The organism is Corynebacterium jamesii (assembly GCF_046097395.1).
Taxonomy (GTDB): domain Bacteria; phylum Actinomycetota; class Actinomycetes; order Mycobacteriales; family Mycobacteriaceae; genus Corynebacterium.
This window is the reverse complement of sequence record NZ_CP175789.1, coordinates 1,322,429-1,340,492: the sequence shown is the minus strand read 5'-3', so window position 1 is coordinate 1,340,492 and position 18,064 is coordinate 1,322,429. Positions and strand designations below refer to the sequence as shown.

Here is an 18,064-nt window from a genome sequence, read left to right as displayed (position 1 = left end):
CTGGCGATGTAAAGAAAGTCGATGAGGAAAGGAGCGCCCGATGAAGGTCCGCAAGTCCCTTCGGTCGCTGAAGAACAAGCCGGGCGCTCAGGTCGTTCGTCGCCGCGGTAAGGTCTACGTGATCAACAAGAAGGAACCTCGCTTCAAGGCTCGCCAGGGCTAAAGCCAGAGGGTTCCACCTTCCCCCGTCTTTTCGTTTCAGTGCTCGCGCACTGTTGCGTGAGGCGGGGGATTTTTATTGCTTGGGGGCGGCAAAGACATGGCTTGAGGGGCTTTTGCCAGCTCACAGATGGCTTCTCTGTTTGGCGTAATCCTTGCTTTGAAATTACATGCATGTTTTTCATGTGGCTAGATGTAGTGGTGGGAAAATCTACCACCTGCGAATACTCAACTTGTAACTACTAGATGTAGTGTTCAGTGATTAATTGCGACCCAAAATGTTGTGTTTTTGCGGTTGTCTTACACGCTTGTGATGTGTAGTCTTAAGCAAGTCAACGAGGGGCGCGGTACATAAGCCCCGCCAGACGTACACTGACGAAAACCTACACCGATAGCGCCCATAGAAATCATTGTCGCCGGGCCGAACAATCCGAAGTATTTTTGAAGTATTCAGGAGAATGACAGCCACCATGATCACCGTCTACACCAAGCCCGCATGTGTTCAGTGCAACGCCACCAAGAAGGCTCTCGACAAGGCCGGTCTTGATTACGAACTCGTGGACATCAGCCTCGACGATGAAGCTCGCGACTACGTCATGGCGCTGGGCCACCTGCAGGCACCTGTGGTTGTTGCTGGCGAAGATCACTGGTCCGGCTTCCGCCCCGATCGCATTCGCACCCTGACCGCAGAGGCTGCCTAATCTGCGCGCCAATTGCCTTCACCATCTCCGGTGGAGGCTCTTTTTAGCGCACCACTGACTATGTGCATTGCTGTTTAGGATGAGGCTCAATGCTGATCACGTATTTTTCCTCCACGACAGAGAACACTCACCGCTTTGTGCGGAAGCTCGGTCTACCTTCTAGTCGCATTCCGCTTAAGCGTAGCGACGCCCCCCTGCTGGTCGACCAACCACATGTCCTGATAGTGCCAACGTATGGCGGGGGAGCAGGGATGACAGGAGAGTTTTCGCGCCCAGTGCCGAAACAGGTGATCAAGTTCCTCAATGTGGAGCAAAACCGTAAGTGGCTGCGCGGCGTGATCGCCTCCGGCAACATCAACTTCGGAGCTGACTTCGGAAAGGCCGGGGAGGTGATCTCCGCCAAGTGCCAAGTTCCCTATCTATATCGCTTTGAACTGATGGGAACCGAGGAGGACGTCCAAAGGGTGCGTGCAGGCTTGGCGGAGTTCGAGACTTCTTTGCGAAACGAAGGACGCTGGGAGTTAGCAAGCTGACACAGCGGGTTGAAAAGCCAGCGGAGTAAGAGCTCCGCATCCGCCCCGCGCATGTCCGGGGCACTGATTAGAATCGAAACGAATACATAGGCGCGAATAGACTTTCTTAGCGCGAGTTTTTGAGGAGAACACAAAACACATGACTGGCACCGAGATTGGAAAGACCGTCCAGGAGCCCGTTGACCAGCGGGAGCAGCTGGATTATCACGCTCTGAACGCAATGTTGAACCTGTACAACGACGCGGGAGAGATCCAGTTCGACAAGGATCGTGAGGCTGCTAACCAGTACTTCCTGCAGCACGTGAATCAGAACACTGTGTACTTCCACGACTTGGAAGAGAAGATCAAGTACCTCGTGGACAACGAGTACTACGATCCTGCGGTGTTGAATCAGTACGAGTTCAGTTTCGTAAAGTCCCTGTTTAAGCAGGCTTATGCCAAGAAATTCCGCTTCCAGTCCTTCCTGGGCGCGTACAAGTACTACACCTCCTATACGCTGAAGACCTTCGACGGACGCCGCTACTTGGAACGTTTCGAAGACCGCGTATGCATGGTCGCATTGGGGCTAGCAGCAGGGGATACCGAGTTGGCGTCGAACCTCGTCGACGAGATCATGGACGGACGCTTCCAGCCTGCAACGCCCACCTTCCTCAACATTGGCAAGAAGCAGCGCGGAGAGCCGGTGTCCTGCTTCCTCCTGCGCATTGAGGACAACATGGAGTCGATTGGCCGATCCATTAACTCCGCGCTGCAACTATCCAAGCGCGGCGGTGGCGTAGCACTGTTGCTGTCGAATGTGCGCGAGGCCGGTGCGCCGATTAAGCACATCGAGAACCAATCCTCCGGTGTGATCCCCGTGATGAAGCTGCTGGAAGATGCCTTTAGCTACGCCAACCAGCTGGGTGCCCGTCAGGGTGCCGGCGCGGTATATCTCCACGCACACCACCCAGATATCTTGCGCTTCCTGGACACCAAGCGCGAGAATGCGGATGAAAAGATCCGTATTAAGACGCTCTCTCTGGGAGTGGTCATCCCGGATATCACCTTTGAGCTGGCCAAGCGCAATGACGACATGTATCTGTTCAGCCCGTACGACGTTGAACGCGTCTACGGCAAGCCATTTGCCGATGTCTCCATCACCGAGCACTACGAGGAGATGGTGGAGGATCCGCGCATCCGTAAGTCCAAGATCAATGCGCGCGCGTTCTTCCAAACGCTGGCGGAGATCCAGTTCGAGTCGGGCTACCCGTACATCATGTTTGAGGACACGGTGAACAAGGCCAACCCGATCGAAGGTCGTATCACGCACTCCAACCTGTGCTCCGAAATTCTGCAGGTTTCGACCCCATCGGAGTTCAACGCTGATCTGACGTACAAGACCATCGGCGATGACATCTCCTGCAACCTGGGCTCCATGAACATCGCGAAGGCCATGGACTCTGCGGACTTCTCTAAGACCATCGAGACCGCGATTCGCGGCCTGACCGCAGTGGCAGATCAAACCTCCATCGACTCGGTTCCTTCGGTTCGCCAGGGTAACGACAACTCCCACGCCATTGGCCTGGGACAGATGAACCTGCATGGCTTCCTGGGGCGCGAGCACATCCACTACGGTTCAGAAGAAGCTCTGGACTTCACCAATGCATACTTCGCAGCAGTGATGTACGAAGCTCTGAAGGCATCCAACAAGATCGCCCAGGAGCGTGGCGAGAAGTTCCACAACTTCGAAAACTCCGATTATGCCAGCGGCGAGTTCTTCGACCGCTACGATCCGGCGGAGTTTGCACCGAAGACGGAGCGTATCCGCCAAATCATCGGCAACTCCAGCATCCAGGTGCCAACCGCGCAGGACTGGCAACAGCTGAAGGACGATGTGCAGGCTCACGGTCTATACAACCGCAACCTGCAGGCTATTCCGCCGACGGGTTCCATCTCCTACATCAACAACTCCACATCCTCGATTCACCCGATCGCCTCCAAGATCGAAATTCGTAAGGAGGGCAAGATCGGTCGTGTGTACTACCCGGCTCCGTACATGACGAACGACAACCTGGAGTACTACGAGGACGCGTACGAGATCGGCTACGAAAAGATCATCGACACTTACGCAGTCGCGACGAAGTACGTGGATCAGGGCCTATCGCTGACCCTGTTCTTCAAGGACACCGCCACCACGCGCGACATCAACCGTGCGCAGATCTATGCGTGGCGCAAGGGGATCAAGACGATCTACTACATCCGCCTCCGCCAGACGGCCTTGACCGGCACCGAGGTTGAGGGCTGCGTGAGCTGCATGCTCTAAGTGGGGAGGGGAGCGGCCTGCTCTAGGTGGAGGGCGGCCTCCACCGAGCATGAAAAAGCCGACTGGGAGGAATCCCAGTCGGCTTTTGTTATTGGCCGTTGAGTGGCCTTGTTAATGGTTGCTAGCGGTTGCCCAGCTCTGCGTCGATGCGCAGCAGGCCGGAACCATCGTTGCCCACCAGCTTGATGCGGTCGATGATGTTGCTTACTGTAGCTTCCTCCTCGATCTGCTCCTCCAGGAAGAAGTTCAGCAGGTTGCGGGAGTCAATGTCGCCAACCTCGTCGGCGGTCTTCACCAGATCGCGGATCAGTGCGGAGACCTTACGCTCGTGCTCGAGGGAAGCCTCGAAGGCATCCAGCGGGGTGGAGATCTTCAGGGAAGGCATCTCAACAGTCTCGATGTCCACGCGCGCGTCGCGGTCCAGCAGGTGCTGTGCGAACTTCTGAGCGTGCTCGCGCTCCTCATCGGCCTGTGCCTGCATCCAGCTGCTCATGCCGTCGAAGGAGAGGCGGTCCAGCTCATAAGCCAGCTGGGTGTAAACCAGCGCAGCCTGGTGCTCGGCGGTGACCTGTTCGTTCAATTGCTTCTGAAACTTCTCGTTGATTTCCATGCAGCTCACCGTACTCAGGGTTTATCCAATCGGCTAGCAAACGCAGGCTACCCTTATATTATCAATGCAGGTCAGAGCCTATTGTATAGTCGGTGAGGCTGTCTTTACTTAGGTTGCCCTGTAAACCAATCCTGACGTGCTCTTTAGGTAGTGACGCCCCCAGCTCTGGGCTGAAATCGGCTCCAGCGCGCGCTGAGGGCGTCATTAAGAAAGACCCCCCAAAATGGGGGTGGTGGCCGAGGGGTAGGCGCGTCGCGGAAACGGGGTACGATGGGGCGAAGTGCACAAGCTGAGGGACAGCAAGAAAATCAGCACGTTCTGTGAGAAGGAGACACGTAAGCGATGAGTGCGCACGCACCCCACACTCCCGTACACCGCGTCGACGGCGATCCGGTATCCGCCATCAACTGGAATAGCATCCCAGATGACAAGGACCTGGAGGTGTGGGATCGCCTCACTGCCAACTTCTGGCTGCCCGAAAAGGTGCCACTGTCCAACGACGTCCCCAGCTGGTCCACACTAAATGACATGGAGAAGCAGGCCACCATGCGTGTGTTCACCGGCCTGACCATGCTGGATACGATTCAGGGCACAGTTGGTGCAGTAAAGCTGATCGAGGATGCTGCCACTCCACACGAGGAAGCCGTCTTTACGAATATTTCCTTTATGGAGAGCGTTCACGCGAAGTCTTACTCCTCTATCTTTATGACGCTGGCCTCTACGCCTGAGATTAACGACGCCTTCCGTTGGTCCGAAGAGAATGAGAAGCTGCAAAACAAGGCAAAGATCATTCTCGACTTCTATGAGGGCGACGATCCGATGAAGAAGAAGATTGCCTCTGTGCTGCTGGAGAGCTTCCTCTTCTACTCCGGTTTCTACCTGCCGATGTACTGGTCCTCGCATGCGAAGCTGACCAACACCGCAGACATTATCCGCCTGATCATCCGCGATGAGTCTGTGCACGGTTACTACATTGGCTACAAGTACCAGCGCGCACTGGAGAAGGAGACCCCGGAGCGCCAGGAGGAGTTGAAGGAGCACACCTTCGACCTACTGCTGGAGTTGTACGACAACGAGGCACAGTACACCGAGGATCTTTATGACGATCTCGGCTGGACAGAGGACGTCAAGCGCTTCTTGCGCTACAACGCAAACAAGGCGCTGAACAACCTGGGCTACGAAGGGCTGTTCCCGGCGGACGAGACTCGTGTGTCTCCGGCGATCCTCTCGGCTCTGAACCCGGGTGGCGACGAGAACCACGACTTCTTCTCCGGTTCTGGTTCCTCTTATGTAATAGGTAAGGCCGAGAATACGGTCGACGACGATTGGGACTTCTAAACAGCGACTTCTCAACAGCGAGGCAGCACCCCCGAAAACGTGGGTTCTGCTGCTTTGGCCTCGTCCCGGGCTATTGAAAATCGCAGTAACGGGATACTATGTAAACATTCTGTGTCCGTTCTGGTCGGTTATTGACGAAATCGACCACGCGGGAACGGTGCAGACGAAACATTCTTTTGGGTGGCTTGCCTGAAGGATCCTGTGAGTTAGCTAGAGCTTGCAGGTGAATAAAGGCAGGTCACGCGTAGTCAGGAGGAAGAATATGACCGCAGTAGCGCCAAGGGAAAGCCATGAGGTTTCCCCGGCTCGGCCTGCGCCTTTCGGTGAGGTGCCACGTGGCAACCTCGCATGGAAGATGCTGACCACGACCGACCACAAGCTCCTGGGCATCATGTACCTAATCATGTCCTTCACCTTCTTCATGATTGGTGGCTTGATGGCCCTGTTGATCCGTATTGAGCTCTTCGAGCCGGGTCAGCAATTCCTGTCCAACGAGCAGTTTAACCAGCTGTTCACGATGCACGGCACGATCATGCTGCTGCTGTACGGCTCCCCGATGGTGTTCGGTTTCGCGAACTACATCATGCCGCTGCAGATCGGCGCGCCTGACGTGGCCTTCCCCCGCCTGAACGCCTTTGGCTTCTGGATGACCACCGCCGGTGGTGTCGTTATGCTGCTCGGCTTCCTAACCCCGGGCGGCGCCGCGGACTTCGGTTGGACGATGTACATGCCGCTGGCAGACGCTACGCACTCTCCGGGTGTGGGCTCTGAGCTGTGGATCTTGGGTGTCGGCGTGGGTGGTATCGGTACCATCGCCTCCGCCGTGAACATGATCACGACCATTCTGTGCCTGCGCGCACCGGGTATGACCATGTTCCGCATGCCGATCTTCACCTGGAACGTCTTCGTTACCTCTCTGCTGGTTCTGCTGATCTTCCCGCTGCTGACTGCTGCCGCTCTGGGCGTGTTCTATGACCGCAAGCTGGGTGGCCACATCTACGACGCTGGTAACGGCGGTGCCATCCTGTGGCAGCACCTGTTCTGGTTCTTCGGACACCCCGAGGTTTACGTCCTGGCGCTGCCGTTCTTCGGCATCGTGTCTGAGGTCTTCCCGGTATTCTCTCGCAAGCCGATGTTCGGCTACGTCGGCCTGGTCTTCGCAACCCTGTCGATCGCCGCACTGTCCATGGCTGTGTGGGCGCACCACATGTTCGTGACCGGTGCCGTGCTGCTGCCGTTCTTCTCCTTCATGACGTTCCTGATTGCTGTGCCGACCGGTATGAAGTTCTTCAACTGGCTGGGCACGATGTGGAAGGGCCGTTTGACCTTCGAGACTCCGATGACCTTCGCCATCGGCTTCTACGCCACCTTCCTCTTCGGTGGTCTGACCGGTGTCATGCTGGCATCCCCGGCGCTGGACTTCCACGTCTCGGATTCCTACTTCGTGGTTGCTCACTTCCACTACACGCTGTTCGGTACCGTGACCTACGCATCCTTCGCAGGTGTGTACTTCTGGTTCCCGAAGATGACCGGCCGTATGCTGGACGAGAAGCTGGGCAAGATCCACTTCTGGCTGGTCACCATCGGCTTCCACACCACGTTCCTGATCCAGCACTGGGTCGGCAACATGGGCATGCCACGTCGTTACGCTGACTACCTGCCGACCGACGGCTTTACGATCTACAACCAGATCTCCACCGTCGGTGCCTGCATCCTGGCGATCTCGATGATCCCGTTCCTGTGGAACGTTTTCAAGAGCTACCGCTACGGCGAGGTCGTCACCGTCGACGATCCGTGGGGCTACGGCAACTCCCTGGAGTGGGCAACCTCTTGCCCGCCGCCGCGCCACAACTTCACCTCCATGCCTCGCATCCGCTCCGAGCGCCCGGCGTTCGAGCTGCACCACCCGCACATGGTCAAGCGCATGCGCGACGAGGCTCACGTCGGTCGCCACTTCTAAGCGCACTTATTAGCGGGCGCCACCTCACCCGCGCACCCGCCTAGCGCGGGCGCTCGGTTCCCGGTGGCTGGCCAGGCCACAACTTCAGTCCACACCCTAACTACGCGGGGTGTGGATTTTTTTACGTCCACACATCCCGTTACTGGCCACTGCAGGAGGTGCGTGGCGGGGCGGGGGTACGGCGCGGCTGATACGAAAGCGTGGCGAAGCTGGTACGGAGGTACGGCGAAACGGTGCGGGGGTACGGCGCGGCGCGTGCGGAGAGGGGAGAGGTCGAACCTTCGTTCCGGTTATCAATTCCGGCAAGGAAGTGGGACAATAAAGGCCGTGACTACCTCTAACAACACCAACAGTTCATATGATCCACACTTCGAGATCGCCCTCGAAGACACGCTGCAGGACGGCCTTTCCCCCAGCGTGATTACGGTCACCGGCCCCGACCGTCCGGGTGTCTCCGCTGCTTTCTTCCGCGTACTGTCCTCTTACGGGGTGCAGCTCCTCGACATTGAGCAGTCGGTCTTCCGAGGGAGGCTGTCGCTGGCTGCTCTAGTGGGTGTTGGACAAGAAGACCTGGAACCACTCGGCGAGGGGCTGGAAGAAACCCTTGCTTCTTATGGCATGCGCGTTAGCGTGGAAGCCGACGATAACCTGTCCAGCACCCGTCCACACTCCACGCACGTCATGGTGGTGCTGGGGCGACCGCTGACGGCAACTCACATTTCCCGTATCGGGCAGACTTTGGCGGACTACGGCGCGAACATCGACACAATCACCGGCATTGCGGACTACCCAGTCACCGGCCTGGAGCTCAGTCTGACTGTTGCTAACCCGGCACCCGGCGGGGGCGTGCCGCTTCGTAAGGCTCTGGCAACGCTGACCACTGAGGTTGGTGTGGATATCGCCATCGAGCGTGCAGGTCTGGCCCGTCGCGCGAAGCGTCTGATCTGCTTCGACGTGGATTCCACCCTTATCCAGCACGAAGTTATCGAAATGCTGGCTGCCTACGCTGGACGTGAGGAAGAGGTGGCCGCCGTCACCGAGCGAGCCATGCGCGGCGAGTTGGATTTCGCCGAGTCCCTCCACGAGCGCGTGAAGGCTCTTGCCGGCCTGGATGCCGCCGTGGTGGAGAAGGTTGCCCACGACATTCAGCTGACCCCTGGCGCCCGCACCACCATCCGCACCCTAAAGCGCCTGGGATACAAGGCTGGCGTGGTCTCCGGCGGTTTCATCCAGGTCATCGAGCCGCTGGCCCGTGACCTGGATCTCGACTTCGCTCGTGCGAATACTCTGGAAATCGTCGACGGTAAGCTGACCGGCCGCGTGATCGGCCCGGTTATCGACCGCCAAGCCAAGGCCGAAAGCCTCAAGGAATTCGCCTGGTCTAATGGCATCAAGCTGAACCAGACCGTGGCGGTCGGCGATGGCGCGAACGACATCGACATGCTTTCTACCGCCGGGCTGGGTATTGCCTTCAATGCGAAGCCTGCCCTGAAGGAGGTAGCCGATGCCTCCGTGAACTACCCGTTCCTGGATCAGGTCCTATTCATTCTGGGCATTTCTCGTCACGAGATTGAGGACGCTGACCTGCGCGACGGTACCTACCGCCGCGTCCCGATCGTCGAGGACTAGCTAGCCCTCGCGCTCCCGCAGCTCGCGGCGCAGGATCTTACCCGTCGCGGACTTCGGGATGCCCTGCACGAACTCCACAATGCGGATCTTCTTGTACGGCGCTACACGCTCGGCAACGAAGTCCATGACCTCCTGCTCGTTGAGGTCAGAACCGCGCTGAGCCACCACGAAAGCCTTCGGCAGTTCTTCGCCATCCGAGGCGCGGTGTACGCCGATTACGGCGGCGTCTGCGATCTCCGGGTGGCTCAACAGCACGGCCTCCAGCTCTGCGGGCGGAACCTGGTAGCCCTTGTACTTGATCAGCTCCTTCAGGCGGTCCACGATGTGGATGTTGCCCTCGGGGTCCGAGTTGGCCAGGTCTCCGGTGCGCAGCCAGCCATCGCCGGGCAAAGTTTCAGCGGTCTGCTCCGGCTTGTTTAGGTACCCGTCCATGATCTGCGGACCGCGAATCCACAATTCGCCGACCTCGGATACTCCCTCGCTAGGCAGCGGGATTTCCTCCAGTGTCTCCGGATTAACCAGCTTGCTTTCGGTATTCGCGCACGGCTTGCCGATCGAGCCGCGGTTGATGTCCTTGGACACGTTGGCGTGCACCAGCGGTGAAGTCTCGGTCAGGCCGTAGCCCTGCTGCACATGAATTCCCAGGCGTTCCTCCAGTGCCACGGCCAGGTCCTCGTCGAGAGTGGCTGCGCCGCTAAACACCGCGCGCATGCGCGATAGGTCGTAGTTGTCCACCATCGGGTGCTTTGCCAGCTGTACGGCGATCGGTGGGGCGATCAGCGTGAAGTTCACCTGGAATTTCTCGTGGTGCTCCAGGAAACTCTGCAGCTCGAAGCGCGGTGCCACCACCAGGGTGCAGCGTTGTGCCAGTGCCAGGTTCACCAGTGCGGTCAAGCCGTAGATGTGGAAGAACGGCAGCACGGCGTACACCGTATCGTCCCGGCGGAGCAGCTCGATGTCCTGGCCCTGTTGCACGTTGGCCACCAGCTGACGGTGCAGCAGGCGCACGCCCTTCGGTAGGCCAGTGGTGCCGGAGGAGTAGGGGAGCACCGCCAGATCCTCGTCCGGGTTGATCTCCACCTCACCAGCTGTGCGGCGCTCTGCCATGATCTGCTGCATACCCCTGGAGGTATCCAGGTGGATGATGTTTTCCTCTGCGATGCCGGCATCTTTGGCGCCCTGAGAAGAGGCGTCGCCAAGCGCGGCAACAGTAAGCAGCATCTTCGCGCCAGAGTCCTTAACCTGCGCCGTCACAGTTTCCGGGGTAGACAGTAGCGACAGCGGCGAGGGCACCGCTCCGATACGCCACAGGCCGTACGCGGCGACGATAAAGTTCAGGGAGTTCGGCAGGTGCAGCGCTACTACGTCGCCCTTTTCGATGCCCTTGCTGGCCAGCCAGCCGGCAGTGGACTCGATGTAGTTCTGCAGTTGCGCGAAGGTGGTCTCGGAGCCGTCCGCGATGTCGATGACGGCGACGCGATCTTCATCCTCGGCGGTGAGGCTGCTGAAGATGTAATCGTACAGCCCCAGCGGGCTGAGTTCGATGTCTGGGCGGTCGCTCTTGATGGGCATTGCGTCGGGCTCCTATCCGTTCGCGGTTATTATCCGTATCCACTCTAGTCGCCGCGCGGTGTAACCGACATCACTTTGTAAGTTTTGACTCACTAACGTACTGTTAGCGCAAAGGTGGGGCTCCAACTAGTAGGATTGTCATATTGGTTTTACTATTGAATTGTATGCCAGATGGGGGATAATCTTTTAAGGTAATTCTTTTTACAGCTCGCGGGAACTTTCTACCCTTCGCGCGCATTACACGACCGTCCTGAAGCAGATTTTGATTGCCTTTATCGGCTGTTGGCCTAGCGGCTGGCATGTTTCAGCGCGGTTTGATTGTTAAGCGGATGCAGGTGGAAAGGAGGTGAACGATGAGCGATTCGATCGAAAACGGAGGACACATGGTTGGCCCATCCGCTGGTACTGAGGCAGACACACCGGTTTTGCCTCCTCTGGAGGAGCTATTCGGCAACGACGCACAGGTTGGTTCGGAGCCTGGCCTATCGGAGCAGGAGCTCGATGATATGTTCCACGCAATGTTCGACGTTGCTGTCGACCCGAACACCGAGATGCCCGTGGGCGATTTGATCCCGAGCCTGGATTCCTTCCCGGAAGAGTCTCCGGCCGATGAGGCTTCCCACGAGGTTGACCTTGCGGACATGGATGACTCTACTTCTTTGGAGGGCGACGCCACCTCGGTGGAGGACCACCCCAGTGATGCGTCGGGCGAGGACCTGGAAGGCGAGGCGCACGATGACCCTTTCACTGACCCCGTGGATACCATCGATAATTCCGAACCGGCCTCTGCTTACAGTCGAGAAGACTACGGCAACGAAGGTTACGGCAATGAAGACTTCGGCGACGAAGGCCTCGGTGACGGCGAGTTCGGTGATGGTGACTTCGGAGGCGAAGACTTCGGCGACGATCTGACCGACCTCGGCGGAATGTAGGGGGGGACGTCGGAAATGTTTAACGGATCTAACACCACCCGTCAAGAACTCACCCGCGAAGAGGAACGCGACCTGCTGGCCAAAGCCCACAAGGGCGACCAGCAGGCTTTCGCGCGTCTAGCTCGCCAGGCTTGGGGGCGGATGTTCTCTGTGTGTCTGTCCATTACCGGCAACCGTGCCGACGCGGAGGATGCACTGCAGAACGCACTGACCTCTGCGTGGAAGAATATTGAGAAGTTTGATGGGCGCGCCCGCTTCTCTACCTGGGCGTACCGCATTGCTTCCAACGCTGCGCTGCAGATTGTTCGCTCCCGCCGGGACGTCCCGGAGGAAGATGCAGGCGCGGATGAGGTCGCACAGACCCCGGAGGTTGGTTCGCAGGTGACCTCCGCAATGGTCGTGCGACAGGCTCTGGCACAGTTGCCGGATGACTTCCGCGAAGTCATTGTCCTCCGCGAGTACACGGGCATGAGTTACCAAGACATTGCCGCCCACCAGGGGATTCCTATTCAAACGGTGAAGTCCCGCATTAATCGCGCGCGGGCGAAGCTGAAGGCGGCGCTGATGGAGGCCGGCGTCACTAGCGCATAAACAACAAGACCCCACGGCATCGAGCAGGCGCTCGGTGCGTGGGGTCTCTTAGCGTGTGACGCGCGGGGCCTCGCTGGGGGCTAGTTCTGCGGCATGAGGCCGTAGAACTTCAGCATCTCGATTGCGTCTTCCTTTGTTTCTTCCTGGTTGTTGGACGACAACACGATGAGCTTGTGATCGGGGTACCACACCGTTGTACCAGCGCGATCGAAATCTTCGCCAGGGTGATAGGTAATCTCCGGCCAACCGTTTCCGGCTTCCTGGAGAGTCTCTATCTTCCTGCCGGAATTCTTGCCGTGATCGTAGACCTTTTGTGCATCGTCACCAGAAGCCACATATCGGAAATTGCTGTAGACAAAGTCGTCGTTGTGATCCCCGAGGGAATTGTAGTCGGGCAAGCAGGAGTACATGTTGACGTTTACATCAGAGTAAGCTGCACTCGCGAAAGCTGGACTGTCGGGTTTGGTGTTGCAACTGGTCAGGCGGTTGTAAAAGCCCGATGGTGCGTAGTCTTTGATCTCTGGGATCAGGGCGCCCACGGTCTTGTACTTCTCCGTCTCGTACGGAGTCGTCGACGGAGTATAGGGGTTGGCCTCGGTGAACGGCGGGTTGCCACCGTCGTCGCCACCGTTACCGCCGTTGTCGCCACCGGTATTGGACACAACGAATCCGATGGCCACGACGACTGCAAGCACGGCCAGAGCTGCCGTGACAATCACCGGCGTATTGGACTTCTTCGGCTTTGCGGAGCTGGATGCGCTAGCGCCGGAAAAACTGCTTGCGCCGTACGCGTTCCCCGAGCTGGGTACGAAGGCGGAGGTCTGCGGCTGGTTGTTGAAAGACTGTGTGGAAGGGCTAGGGCGGCTTGCTGCGGAAGCGGCGCCAGTGCCGTAGCCTACGGCGCCTGCTGCGCCCGCTGCGCCAGCGCCTGCTGCGCCCGCTGCGCCAGCGCCTGCTGCGATGCCATTCGGGCGAGGGGGCTGCCCTGTGGTCCTTGGGCCTGGCACGTTCTGCCGCGCTGCACCCTGACCGCGTGATCCCTGAATCGGTGCGTCGCCGGTAAATCCGCGCAGCGTTGCGGCTAGCGCGCCACGGCTCACCACGGTCTTCGGATCGTCGAGTGTCATCACCGTGCCGATCTCGCCCAGACGGTCCTGCACGAACGGGATGCGGGACGATCCGCCGGTCATGTAGATCGGGGTGTTCGTGGAATCGACGCCAGCCTGTGTCAGCGCCGCCCGCGTCAGCTCAACTCCGCGCATGATGGACTGCTCGATGACGTTGTTGAACTCGTCACGAGTGATCAACAGGTCCGTCTCCCCATGGGGAGTGGACACACTGATTGTTGCCGAGGACGTATCCGACAGGATCTCCTTGGCCTCCCGGATGCTTGATTCCAGCGCGTGCACCGTGGTGATGGGGGCGGAGCGTACGTAGTCCGCCAGATCGGGATCGTCGTGCTCCAGCTGATCCAGAACCCACCGGTACAGGAGGTTATCGATGGTGCGTCCGCCCAGGCTGTTATCGCCCTTGGCAGCCACTACCTCGAAGTTGCCGTCCTGCTTTGCGCGCAGTACGGCGATGTCCAGGGTGCCACCACCGAAGTCGAACACTGCCACGTGAGAGCCTGCCTGCACGGACTGCTGGGAGGCGTAGTGGATGGCGGCTGCACGTGGCTCGGAAAGAACACGTATTTTCTGCTCCTGCACGCCGGCAGCGATGGCGCTGCGCTTCAGCTGTTCCACGGAGTGTGCCGACCAGGCCTCGGGGTGGGTTAGAGTGACGGTCTCCGGATCCTGGTTCGCATGCTGTGCCTTGCCGGAACGCAAAACGGTAGCCAGCACGGAACCCACAACCTTCGTTAGCGGCAGGCTGCGGCCGGCCAGCTGTACTTCGTCATGGTCGATGTAGCGTTTGGGGCTCAGCAGCAGACGGGAGGGGTCGCGGCGGCCGCGCGCCAGGGCGGAATCGCCGTTAAGCAGCGTGGGATCCTCGTCGTTCGCAGCGTGCGTGCCGTGCGGTGCATCTAGGAAGACCGCGGACGGCATGATGTTGGAGCGGTGCGTCAACGCAAGGGCGGAGATCTCCCGCCCCATGGGGCTCTGGTGAGCAGCAGCCGTATTCGAGGTACCGAAGTCGACAGCCAGATGCCATGCGTTATTCATTGAAAGTACAGCTCCTGAGAAGACATATGTGTTTAGGGCATAAGTAGCATACACTTTAACGCCCCGGTTGGGCTTTAGTGCGTAGCTTGCAAAGCGGATTGGAAGGAGCCCAACAGTCGCTCGCGCGCTTCATCTTCCGCGGCAGACAGGGGAGACATAGACATCTGTTGCATGTCAGCAATCTTTTCCTCCAACGCTTGGCGAACATGCTCAACCGGGGTATCGCGAGGCAGATTCACGGTTTCGGCGGGATGCCCGGCGGTCACTGCGGAACGTAGCAACGGCAGCAAGCGCGAATCCGGGGTGGCGGCGTATGTGTTGCGATAGCTGCGGTACAGCATCACAAAGTGCATGCCCGGCTGCGCCAAAGTGACGGACTGCACCCACCGCACGTGCTGCATGTCTGGGTGGTTAGAGGCCATGTCGTCCAGCACGTCCAGCATGCGGGCGGCGCGCTGCAGTACCGCGAAGTAGGTAATGTCGCCAGTCAATAGGTGCACTAGTTCCGACACGCCGGAGGTCTCTACCATCCAGTTCATCAGCGCTGGTGCCCCGCCCTCGGCGGCGATACTGCGCCCGGCGTACACGCCGTATTCCCCCATGACATCTAGCAGGTGGTCGCGGGTAGAAACGGTGAAGTTCGGAAGGACCTCTGCCGGATCCTCTGCCTCTAGGAAATCCAGCAGATCCTCACGATCCAACTGTGCCAGGGCGCTGAGGTGGCGGGCTACCTCGCCGGTGACCTTTCCCGTCAGCGCGGACTCGGCCATCAGGCCCGAGAGGGGAATGGTCCGCTGCACAGTGCTCATCAGACGCTTTTGTATGCTGTCGGCGTGTTGGCGGGCGTGTTGCAGCGGATCGATGGGGCCGAAGGCACCGGAGCCGAAAGAGTCTGCGCGGGAAAGGATGCCGACTGTATTGAGGGGTGTCATTCCCAACTGGGAGAGGAACTGCTTTTCGTCCTCACGCGGGGCGGAGTCGGACAGAAAGACGAGGCAATCCGCCCAACCGCTGGCGCGGCGGGTATCGCTTTGGCCGTCGACGAGCACACGGCGGGTGCGTTCCTCGTTTTCCACCGTCAGGGTGGCGGTACCGGGCGTGTCGATCAGCGTGAGTTCTTCCAAGCGCCGGTTGGGCAGGAACTGGTCCACGAAGTCCACCTGGTTCAGCGGCACGGTCAGGTTGTTGAGCGGCCCGTTGTTTAGCGGCACGCGGATGACCTGTCCCTCGGAGGTGTGGATCTCTGCGCGGGCGGGCGCACCGTTGTGGTACATGCTGACCGCCATGGTGCACTCGAGGGCACCGGTTGCGGCGATAAGGTTCTCCGTCAGGGCGTTGACAAGCGTGGACTTTCCGGACTTCAAGCGCCCCACAATGGCCACACGCGGCGGGCGGGTGACCATCAGGCGCAATTGCTCGGCACGGGCGGCGAGATCCGGGGAACCACTGGCCAGTGCGTCCACTGCCTGGGTTAGTAGCAGCGTGAGGTCGGATACGCGCTGGCTCAGATGTGCTGAGGCCGACTGGATCTGGTTTACCTGGTTCATTTGCATTCCCACCTTTACAGTCCGGCCTTCGCGTGTTCCTGGATGCTCGCAGCCCCGCGCCGGGTGCGTTTGAGCGCGGCCAGGTGCCCGTCTAGCTCGTCGATAGTCTGGTTCACAATGTCCAGGTTCTTCTTCAACCGGGTGATGGTCTGCTTGCGCTGGGCCTCGGATTCGCGCGCGATTTTCTGGGCGGATTCGATCTTGGCCTGGAGGTTGCGCTGTTCTTGCCTAATGGCGGAGCGGTGGCGCAGCAGGATCTCTGTCCTACCGGTCGTAATGGCAATGTCGATCATGCGGTTGATAGAGGTGCGGGTGGTTGCGATCGTTTCCCGCAGCCATATCAGCAGGTGTTGCTTGCCGTTGCGCATCGCCCGGTAGCCCATGTTCACGCCGATCCAGGCGGCCGCGGCCACGGGGGCGAAGGGAATCACCACCGTCAGCGCACCTGCGCCCACGATGCCCATCGTCAGCATCGACGGATCCACTAGCCCGGTGGTCTTCTTCTCTACTTCGTGGGCAAGTGTCTTCGGCGGCGCCATGGCGGCGAAGATCTGCTGCTGCACCTGGTCCACCATGTCCTGTCGGCCCTGGAACAGCTGGGCGGCGCGGGCCGTCACTTCGCTGACCATCGCCATCACCATGCGTTCCATGATCTGACGCAGTTCGATCTCGATCTGGCTGGTGAAAACTTGCGGTTTGCTGCGCAGCACGCGCATGCCCTCGCCGTTAACGCGGTTAGTCCAGCGCGTCTTCACATCCGTTAGTGCCTCGTCCATTGCTGCAGAGACCTTGTTTCGGCTCAGCTGGATGTCGCGCATAAACAGCTGCTCCCACTCACTGGTGGAATCGCGGAAGGCTTCCAGCTTGCGCTTTTCCGCCTCAAGCTCGCCGACGGCATCGCTGGTCTTGTCGTAGAGCTTGATGTCGCGCTGGATGTCGGTGGTGATCGTCTGCAAGGTCGACTTGGTGATCTCGAGCGCCGTCACCGTGCCGAGGTTGCCCGGCGAGTTGACGTGGTCGATGATCTGTTGCCGCAGCTCGGCGATGCCACACCGTTGCTCGATCTTCGCCCTTTTTTCTGGGGACGCCGTCTCGGCCGCATCCAGCGCCCGCAACGAGGACACTCCAATGACCGGGATGTCCAGCCCCAAGTGTTCCGCGATGAGGCGTTGATCGTCGGCCACAATGGAGCGCCAGCGGCGTACGTTCTTATCCGTCTTAGTGACGGCCACGATCACGCTTCCGACCTGTTCGCGCGCGCGACGCAGAATGTCCATCTCCGGGGCGGTGATTGGGGTGGAGGCATCGCAGACCATCAGCAGCACGCCGGCGTTTCGGGCTTCCGCCAGGGAGGCAGACACTGCGTGCTCGTCCAGTCCGCCCACGCCGGGGGTATCGATAATCGTCACTTTACCCAGGCCGTCGTAGGGGACTAGCAGCTCCGCGGCGCTGGGCAGCGAGGCTACTTCCTTACTATCCTTCGGCGCGCGGTTGATGGCATCCACGGCTTCCTGGGTGACCCAGTTCTTTAGGTCTTCCGGTTCGATCGGGTCGTGTTCCGTGCCACGCACGAGGCGTGCCAGCACGGGTTGATCCGAGCCTTGGTCGGGTTCTGTGTGGATGCGGATGGGGGCGCTGGTGGCGGTGATGACGTCCACCGGTAGTAGGTCACGCCTGCCGACTAGAGCGTTAACGAGGGAGGACTTGCCACGCTTGACCTCTCCGATGATTACCACCGACGAGGTGCGGTACTTTGCGTTCACCAGGTTCTGCACGCGGTTCGCTGCGTCGTGCATCTTGTACTTCCTGGCGATGGTGGCCCCGCGTTCGACGCTGGCCTGAGGGGATCGGCCTGCGGCGTTTGGGGTGGAGCTCACAGTAAAAATCGCCTTCCTATGTAGTGCGCTGTCGTGCACGAATGCCATTCCAGTATGCCGATAGAATAGATTTTCCGGGGATGGAGGGGCAGTGCCACATTTGCCTTCACCCCCGATGGCCCCTAGGGGGTTCTAAAGGGGGAAACAT

General features: G+C 59.4%; 14 protein-coding genes. 9 read left to right on the top strand and 5 right to left on the bottom strand.

The window, feature by feature from the left end:
- Positions 1-40: 40 nt before the first annotated feature.
- From ykgO to nrdE, 4 genes are all read left to right on the top strand, one after another.
- The gene (ykgO, locus tag ACKFRT_RS06085) at positions 41-163 is read left to right on the top strand and encodes a type B 50S ribosomal protein L36 (protein ID WP_005511141.1); all 123 of its coding nucleotides are present in this window, start codon (positions 41-43) and stop codon (positions 161-163) included.
- A gap of 466 nt (positions 164-629) precedes the next feature.
- Positions 630-860: a glutaredoxin-like protein NrdH gene (gene nrdH / locus ACKFRT_RS06080; protein ID WP_034984644.1), complete on the top strand. Its 231-nt coding sequence runs from the start codon at positions 630-632 to the stop codon at positions 858-860.
- Between the two features lie 89 nt (positions 861-949).
- Positions 950-1,393: a class Ib ribonucleoside-diphosphate reductase assembly flavoprotein NrdI gene (gene nrdI, locus ACKFRT_RS06075; RefSeq protein WP_034984600.1), complete on the top strand. Its 444-nt coding sequence runs from the start codon at positions 950-952 to the stop codon at positions 1,391-1,393.
- Positions 1,394-1,532: 139 nt separating this feature from the next.
- A complete protein-coding gene (gene nrdE / locus ACKFRT_RS06070) occupies positions 1,533-3,695 on the top strand; it encodes a class 1b ribonucleoside-diphosphate reductase subunit alpha (protein ID WP_080719465.1) in 2,163 nt (720 codons plus the stop codon).
- 121 nt (positions 3,696-3,816) lie between these two features.
- Here the strand turns inward: nrdE and ACKFRT_RS06065 are convergent, their stop codons facing one another.
- The gene (locus tag ACKFRT_RS06065; protein ID WP_011273156.1) at positions 3,817-4,305 is read right to left on the bottom strand and encodes a ferritin; all 489 of its coding nucleotides are present in this window, start codon (positions 4,303-4,305) and stop codon (positions 3,817-3,819) included.
- Positions 4,306-4,647: 342 nt separating this feature from the next.
- On the opposite strand from ACKFRT_RS06065, the gene nrdF reads away from it, so the two are divergent.
- From nrdF to serB, 3 genes are all read left to right on the top strand, one after another.
- Positions 4,648-5,643, top strand: a complete 996-nt coding sequence (nrdF, locus tag ACKFRT_RS06060) for a class 1b ribonucleoside-diphosphate reductase subunit beta (protein ID WP_034975901.1) — start codon at positions 4,648-4,650, stop codon at positions 5,641-5,643.
- A 262-nt stretch (positions 5,644-5,905) separates the two neighbouring features.
- Positions 5,906-7,603, top strand: a complete 1,698-nt coding sequence (gene ctaD, locus ACKFRT_RS06055; protein ID WP_296214764.1) for a cytochrome c oxidase subunit I — start codon at positions 5,906-5,908, stop codon at positions 7,601-7,603.
- 327 nt (positions 7,604-7,930) lie between these two features.
- Positions 7,931-9,232, top strand: coding sequence for a phosphoserine phosphatase SerB (serB, locus tag ACKFRT_RS06050; RefSeq protein ID WP_408924699.1), 1,302 nt, complete (start codon positions 7,931-7,933; stop codon positions 9,230-9,232).
- Here the strand turns inward: serB and ACKFRT_RS06045 are convergent, their stop codons facing one another.
- Positions 9,233-10,804, bottom strand: a complete 1,572-nt coding sequence (locus ACKFRT_RS06045) for an AMP-binding protein (RefSeq protein WP_408924698.1) — start codon at positions 10,802-10,804, stop codon at positions 9,233-9,235. It abuts the gene before it with no gap.
- 353 nt (positions 10,805-11,157) lie between these two features.
- Between ACKFRT_RS06045 and ACKFRT_RS06040 the strand changes: the two genes are divergently transcribed.
- Positions 11,158-11,736, top strand: coding sequence for a hypothetical protein (locus tag ACKFRT_RS06040; protein ID WP_408924697.1), 579 nt, complete (start codon positions 11,158-11,160; stop codon positions 11,734-11,736).
- A gap of 15 nt (positions 11,737-11,751) precedes the next feature.
- Positions 11,752-12,327, top strand: coding sequence for an RNA polymerase sigma factor (locus ACKFRT_RS06035; RefSeq protein ID WP_296214770.1), 576 nt, complete (start codon positions 11,752-11,754; stop codon positions 12,325-12,327).
- An 80-nt stretch (positions 12,328-12,407) separates the two neighbouring features.
- Here ACKFRT_RS06035 and ACKFRT_RS06030 read toward each other — a convergent pair whose 3' ends face one another.
- From ACKFRT_RS06030 to ACKFRT_RS06020, 3 genes are all read right to left on the bottom strand, one after another.
- Complete coding sequence (locus ACKFRT_RS06030; protein WP_408924696.1) at positions 12,408-14,492, bottom strand: Hsp70 family protein; 2,085 nt, start codon at positions 14,490-14,492, stop codon at positions 12,408-12,410.
- A gap of 74 nt (positions 14,493-14,566) precedes the next feature.
- Positions 14,567-16,039 (bottom strand): GTPase, encoded by a 1,473-nt coding sequence (locus ACKFRT_RS06025; RefSeq protein WP_296214774.1) that lies wholly within the window; start codon positions 16,037-16,039, stop codon positions 14,567-14,569.
- Positions 16,040-16,053: 14 nt separating this feature from the next.
- Positions 16,054-17,916 (bottom strand): dynamin family protein, encoded by a 1,863-nt coding sequence (locus ACKFRT_RS06020; protein ID WP_296214776.1) that lies wholly within the window; start codon positions 17,914-17,916, stop codon positions 16,054-16,056.
- Between the last annotated feature and the right edge of the window lie 148 nt (positions 17,917-18,064).